Consider the following 7,413-nt stretch of genomic DNA (forward strand, 5'->3'; position numbering starts at 1 on the left):
CCCGCACTTGCAGGGTTGGCCTCTAGTCGGGCATAAGTTTGCTGTGTTATACCCAAACGTTCAGAAACATCTTTTTGCGTCAGTCCATTGGCTTTGCGAAAGCCGATTAAAACAGGACGTAACTGATTCAAAGTCTTCAAAGCGTATTGAGTGTTCATAAGTGACCTTCCGTATCGACGAGTTAACAAGCATAACGCAGGGATTTACAGCATATAGGCTGTAATGCTCATTAACAGACTATAGGCTGTAATACGAATCCTGCCAAGATGCGGCATCTTTCAAATACAAGGCCGTATTGGGTAAGCAGTACACCGTTATATAGCACCCCTTGCCCCTTTGCTGGAGAGGGACCCACGTGATCGCAGGTCTTTTAGACGTTGTTGCTAACCGGCATCATACACAGGTGGTAACCCCCAGGGAAACTCTATGAGTGATAATTTATTCCTGCCCCAGTCAAAATATAAAACCTTATCTAACTAGCTTTCTTAGTATTTTATAAATGAAGTGAAATTAGCGAAGAAGTTTTACATTGTAAAGTGAGCAAAAATATTTACCATTCAACTGGCAAAATTTACAATCTGCAGCCCTTAGCCTGAGAAAATGCACATTAACAGAATAATCATCAAGTCCGATAGAGGCATAACTTACGTCCTCAAAAATATCAGAAATAAATGAGTTGAAATTACAAAAATTAACTTCACTTAACATCTTGAACACCGCAGAAATATATCTATCATGCATTACCTTGACTTCGATAACCTTAGATAAACTTGAATGCGACTTACATTTGAAGAGATCAAAGAGAAAGTAAATCAGCATATTTTTATTGTCCGAAATCCATTTTAAAATTTTATTACGTGCACATGGTAATATATACACTGGATTTTTGAAAGGGTTTGAAACGTCAACCACAAGGGAACAATAACCATGAGGATTTATTCCACTTATAATTAAGTCACTAAGTCCTTTCACTGCATTCAAATAGTTATCAAAACAAACCTCATATAAACTGGTACTATGAACTGCACATTTAGATTCAAACAACCATCTATGACGCAGATAACCAATGCCTTTAGAGTGTATATCTTCAACAATACATTTGTGACAGTAACGAATGTTTGAGATGTTTACCAATGGATATGAATTAGTTATGTGAAAATTTTTCCGACAGGCATCTTCAACAGCGTTAAAATACCCGTAAACACCAGAAGATAACGACACTATATTGGAAGTTAGTATATAACCATTTCTAGTGGCAAGAATGTCATATATATCCTGCAAGCTATGCAATTTGTACATATCAATCAGTTCGAAACGAGGAAAGGCATCGTACCTTAGTGCGCCATGCTTTGATATTATGTTCCTGCAATTGGATAAGTTATACATTATCTGTGAACGCAGAAGAAAACTGTGCCACAATTCATTTTCGTAAACCATATAACTCCCTCTTATTTAATTAGTTCCATTTTTCTGAGAAGTATCATTGTCATTGGTAGTTTATCTCTGTATTTCAAAAGCCAGCCATGCCCTCCCAGTAAAGCATCTAGACTTGTAAGTGACATCGAGTACTGCCCCTGAGATAAAACATCATTTATTAATGATGATGAGATAATATCTCTCTCGCTCCAGTCTACTCTTTTATTTTTATAGCATCGTATTGTTTTAGGAAGACAGGAATTAAGCCAGTCACATTCATGTTTATTTAGCCAATAGAAACTTGCATAACAACTTTCTTTGACTAACTTTCGTGTTATAGAAACGGATTGATTATGTATAAATCTTAATATTTTCTGCTTATGACGCCGTCTTAAAGAATCTTTTTTACATTTTTTACGCCATGAGCATAAACCGTAACAAGATGAAATTACAGAGGATACAGCTCCTTCCGATAATGAGTTTTTCTCAGCTATGGATGCCAGACTAAACCCCCTTACAGCCATAGACTTGATAAGCAATTCAGTGAATATATTAATTTTTGTGTTTCGCTTAAACACCCTCAGGTATTTTTTATAAATAAGTGTTTTAATGTAACATCTGCTGCGACTAAATTCCTTCCCAAGGTTGCTAACACTAGTATTATTTTCAACTATATGAAAACTGTATTTCTTATGACTTTTAAAGATTTCTTTCTTTTTATTAGTACGACTTCCTGCATACGTTGGCCAGCAAGTATTTAACAAACAATAACAAAGCAAAAGATGCTTTGTGGGATGCTGACAACATTTGTCTTTGAGTATAGGCTCCCAGTAAGGATAATCAGTTAGGGATGTTGGTATAAGTCCCGATGAACCCTCCCCAAATAACTGGCACTTAGCATAAACATGTGCGTAGAATACATTTTTCTTTAAATTTCCATCCAATGATAATAAATTCAACTTTTTAAGTACATCCATGTAATTGGGGTGTGTAATATCTTTTCTTCTGATTATATTTAGGGACTCATAACAAAACTTAGCAAAATCGAAGTCTATCTCATTGCTAAGTTGTTCTGTATACGAAACAGGAGGCATCAGTCCAATACGTATGTGCGGTGAAGAAGGGACATGGATGCTTTCAAGCGCTACCGGATGCCGATGGCAGGTTGTAACCCCATGAAGCTGATGCGCCAGATGCCAATAAGTAACACCATAATGAAAAGTATCTTCACGAGCGCAAACCGGGCAAAACTTCAATAGTGTGCGCTGCCCTAGTGAAAAATTACTAAGGCGGCACAATCGATTAAGCCTGGCAGGGGTCGTGTTGAAATCCATAATTTCATTACGACTGATTGGTAGTGCCCAGGCAAAAAGAGGGAGTAAAGTCTGTTCATGCCAGAGCTGATCTGCACTTTCGGATGTATGAAGAGAAATAGCCTTTAATCCTGAATTGAGAATTGGATGGACGTTCATATCAGGTTTGTTGAAAATGATCGTTAACAGAGAAGATGGGGACATACCGTACACGGTAGTTGTCCGACAAAACCGGCTGAACAAGGATTCATCAGGCAAAACAGGCAACATTCTCATTTCCCACACCTCTCTTTGACCGTTACGAACTGTTACCTCATTACAATTTATTAAGTGGATCTATATTTATAAGCCCGCAACGCTGAAGAGCATCGTAGGTATTTTTCTTTTCAGCTGTTCTGTTGATAACAAGATCGTGGTCAAGAGACAGTATTTTCTCGTCGAAATTGCGCAAAACCTCGTCTATTTTTCCTACGAATTCCTTGTGCTGTGGCCTGTCTATATCCCCAGGGATCAAAGACTTTAGGGACTTCTCTGCCATGATTTTAGCCGAAGCATCACCCTCATTAGATGCAGAGAGCCATTTAGCTTCCTCATCTTCAGTCGCGGCCCCCGGGAGTGGAGTATCCTTATATTCCTCCGTATGACTCACGAGTACCGGTACAGAGGCCGACAAGACTGCGCCAGTGATGATTTCATTGCCGCTACCGATAACCTTTAATTGTGCCCCCCGATAAATCATCTGAGCCAATCCAATATTGCCTTTAGATAAAATGAATAATTTTTCGTTTAACTCATCATTTAATGGAGTTTCAACATTTGTCCATTGTAATGGCCATAAATAATGAATAAACGATTGCCAGTCTTGTGAATCGTATCTAACATTCTTAATTTTCATGTAACCACCAGACTCTGCCCGCCTGGCAATTCTCATTTTCTTTGTCAGCGTCTCGTCAAAAGGATGATTTCCACAAAAAACCATAGATACCCCCATGGAATCTACAATTTCATGTAAAAAATCAATCAACTTACTCTCACCCCCGGTTCTTGAAAATTTAAGCCTCTGCATTTCATCAATAACAAGGATACCCAAAAATGATGATTTAATTCTTTGTGCAATCTGGCGAGCCAGAGCACCATTTCTAATCTCAGGTGTAGTTCGTTCAATACCAATTGCATCATCTAATTTTTGTAAAATCTCTTCACAAAGGTCTCTCACACTTGAATTGTATGGACAATTAATCTTTACCCATACAATTTGCTTACTGAAGCCGGGAAAAACTCCTTTATAGCTGCTGTGTTCTATAATCTGAGGGAAATGATCCATGACTTGCTCAATCATGGTAGTTTTTCCAGAACCACTCATTCCAACTATCGTAATAGTTTCAGCCTGGGATTTAAAATATCCACTTTCTGGCTCAATATCAGGACGCTCATTTCCATAGTAATGAAGATATTGAATTGTTCCGCTTTTTAAAGGATTACGAGCTGCATAGCTTTCCCTAAGTGCCCGTAAGATCATCTTATAAGCCTGGATAAGATTGGTTTGAGGGCAACGGAATTTCTTTATACGTTCGACATACTGCTCTCTAACATTCGCCGGGGCAGTCCAGCGGATTTTTTCGTCAATTTCGGGGAAATAACTCATTTCCAGAAGTACTTCATCTTCCGTAAGCGCTTCAGGAAGTGCTTCAATTAAGGGATTGCCACGATACTCAGGTAACTCCTGTTCTTTATATATCGCTGAAACGCGCCGTATAAGATTCATTATTCTGCGTCCTCAGTCTTCTTCTTACCTTTTAACCATCTTTGTTTCTCCTCCCGACCAGGCAAAAGCAGAACATTACTGGATGAAGGAAGTAGGGGTTCAGATCTTCCATTAGCAACATGAGTTCGCCCTAATGAATCAAGTTCATTTTTCCTGTTCTTTTTAATATCTTTACCATGTACCCGGCGAGATTCGTATATTTCATTTAATCTTTCGTTACCTTTCCTGTTAAATTCATCTTTATTATTGATATTGCTGAGCGAATCCAGAGTAAATAAATTAATTTCTTTTTGAGTATCTACCCAATCAGCCATTACATCTGTATCAAGATGAGCTTTCCCTTTAAATACATCTCTTTTCTTAAGTAGGTAATGTTTTTTGAAAATGCTATTTTTGTCAAATCTTACATATATATAATCTACGCAATTGTCATCTATTCTTGCTTCACAAGTGGTTCTTCCAAATACTCTGACACCTGATGCAATTTCAGGATCACATTCATAAAAAAGATTATTGTACTGAATCCCACCGGCGGTAATGTTAGCGTTCACAGGGATTAACAATCGTGCGATCACTTCGTCGGCCCCAACGGCTCTTGCGCTGAATCTCCCGTGCTTTAAGCTTATCATCCAACTATTTTTTGGTGATATTACGAGATCATTTTCAATCAGTAAGGGATTGATATAAGCCAGTTCCTCATACGTTCTCTGATTATGTGCAAGTATCTCCCGAATCAGTAAAGACGTGACCTCCTGAATCGTTAAACAAGCCCTGGATTGCGGTGTTGGCTCTCCTTTAACAATCTTTCCCCTTCGTGTTGTTCCAATAAGCCTATGAATAACCTCATCATTCAGAATGCCGAAACAGCGTTCAACAATGCTTTTTCTGTCGCCTCTACCGACTGGCGCAAACTCAAGTTTTGTCAGGGGGGTCATCTCTTCCTGAGGTTTAAGACCAATCATCTCCCCGTTGTCACACATCAATGTTAATGGAATGTGAGAACAAGGCCAATCATCATCAGTAATAGAGATTCCAAATAATCTACAATATTCTTTTTTTGGCATAAAGCAATTTGCTAACGCTTGTCGGGCGGCTCGCCATGAAGCATGGTATAAAGAAACATGAAGGCCAACAATCATTCTTGTTGCACGATCCACCACTGTATAAATAGTAGGACGCCCAATGACTTTTCGTCTGTTTAAACTCGAAATAAGATGTACATCAGCGACAGTTGAGTCTATTTCGAAAACATCACCCGGCAAAACAGTTGTATTAGCCACACTACCTAAAAGCGCCCGCATTTTGAGGTCTATTTCTTTTTTCGTGTTCTTCTTATTTATCGAGAAATCTTTAGTGAAGAGTTTTTTATTCCAGTATGAAAATTGTTTTAAAGAAGGAACATATGGAGCTCTATTTTCTAGGTTTGCTGTTTTAATTTCATCCCTAAAATACAAATCAATATGTCTCTCTAATGTTTTCTTTATCGTATCTCCGTTAACTTTATAATGATACGTAATGAGAGATTTTCTAATATTATTTATATCTCTTTCATTAAGAATGAAAACACGTGATCGTTCATTAGGTAATGCTCTGTTTTTTTTGGAATTCCCAAGTTTAATTTCATGTTTGATTCTACTTTTCCCAGCGGCGCCACAGTTCGAGAATGCGGGTAGCAATGCATAAATATCCTGCCCATGTCGCCAATACAACGCCAGAAGCGTTCTGATAGTATATTGTGATATTTTTTTATTTCTTGAGTAATCCATTAAAAGGTGCGACTTTTTATGTAATGCATAGTCGAACAGAAACATTCTGTCATCTACAAGATCTTTAATGATATTGTACTTTTCATCTCGCCTTCCTCTGTCTTTATCTGTTAATTCTTTCTCATCTACTAACATATATGAAGGATATATATAATCTTTACAAGTTATGCTATTTGATTCAATATAATATTTAAACATTGAAAATGAGAAAGGGATTGGCTTACCCGTTCTTTCTGATTTTATTTTAAACAAAATTAACAAATCGACCTTTCTGTCAAAATCCAAAACACGGTAAAGTCCCTCTGCAAGCAAATCAGTGCCTTGAGAGAGCCAGACTGAATTCCTAATAATATCCATTTGCGTTCAGTCCTATATAGTGGTCATTGGAAATTATCTTTATCAGACCGGTTTCGAGTATTGGATATGATAAATCAACATTTATCATTTTTAATCCAATCATTGCCTGCAATAACATCATCGCTTCTTGTGCATCTACCCCAAAGATTGATGAAATCATTGCACGTAGTCCTACTATGGGATAAACATCTGGTTTAAGCTTCCATAGGATTTTATCAAGAGGATATTTATCATAAAATTCAGAACCATCTCTTAATACAGAAGTAGCCCAGCAAATGTTTTTACCGACGACGTTATTGAGTTCCGAGCCAACATAAATTTGAAACTCAACATCAATCAACTGCCAAAACATCCTCTCTATTTCAAGTTTTTGGGCTTCGCGTTCAGGTATGCTCTCGTTATGTTTTACTGCTATAGCTTTGTATCGAAGTCCGCCTTCAGGAGTTCTCAAGGTCAGTAAAAAATCGGTTGTCATAACATTCAGAACTTCGACAGGTACTCCTCTTACTCCCCTCACCATAGGATGTTGAAAATGTAGATGATTTGCTATTTGTTGGGTAAGCCGGAGAGGAAAGAGTGGGAATTGTTCCCGGATATCAATCACCGAGTCATTAAACTCAGCCAGATAGAAAAAGTTACTTTCGACAGAAGAAAGGAGATGATGGTTTCGAAACGTCTTAAGGCCAAAGACTATCGAACGGTTTCCACGGGATTTAACGTCCTGAGCTCTAAGCCAGGGCTGATAACTTTGGCCATAGCCCACTCCTATGCCGTCACCTAGCGCATTTTCATAATC

6 protein-coding genes are annotated in these 7,413 nt (G+C 38.0%); all 6 read right to left on the minus strand.

From position 1 onward, the window contains the following. Nucleotides 1-158: helix-turn-helix transcriptional regulator (locus tag ACOTXR_RS24665; RefSeq protein ID WP_263926688.1), on the minus strand; the 158-nt coding region annotated here is incomplete at its 3' end. 352 nt (nt 159-510) lie between these two features. Then, nucleotides 511-1,437: a hypothetical protein gene (locus tag ACOTXR_RS24670; protein ID WP_001493476.1), complete on the minus strand. Its 927-nt coding sequence runs from the start codon at nt 1,435-1,437 to the stop codon at nt 511-513. Between the two features lie 11 nt (nt 1,438-1,448). Then, nucleotides 1,449-3,005: a TnsD family Tn7-like transposition protein gene (locus tag ACOTXR_RS24675; RefSeq protein ID WP_310834734.1), complete on the minus strand. Its 1,557-nt coding sequence runs from the start codon at nt 3,003-3,005 to the stop codon at nt 1,449-1,451. 40 nt (nt 3,006-3,045) lie between these two features. Continuing rightward, on the minus strand, nt 3,046-4,494 hold the full coding sequence (locus ACOTXR_RS24680) for an ATP-binding protein (protein ID WP_001049180.1): 1,449 nt from the start codon (nt 4,492-4,494) through the stop codon (nt 3,046-3,048). Then, nucleotides 4,494-6,617 (minus strand): transposase, encoded by a 2,124-nt coding sequence (locus ACOTXR_RS24685; protein WP_421767128.1) that lies wholly within the window; start codon nt 6,615-6,617, stop codon nt 4,494-4,496. The genes ACOTXR_RS24680 and ACOTXR_RS24685 overlap by 1 nt, the downstream gene beginning before the upstream one ends. Further along, on the minus strand, nt 6,604-7,413 hold an 810-nt coding region (locus tag ACOTXR_RS24690; RefSeq protein WP_421767129.1), incomplete at its 5' end, for a TnsA endonuclease N-terminal domain-containing protein. The genes ACOTXR_RS24690 and ACOTXR_RS24685, both read right to left, overlap by 14 nt.

Origin of the sequence: Enterobacter cloacae complex sp. IR53030 (assembly GCF_049238365.1) — a bacterium.
In the GTDB taxonomy this organism is placed as follows: domain Bacteria; phylum Pseudomonadota; class Gammaproteobacteria; order Enterobacterales; family Enterobacteriaceae; genus Enterobacter; species Enterobacter kobei.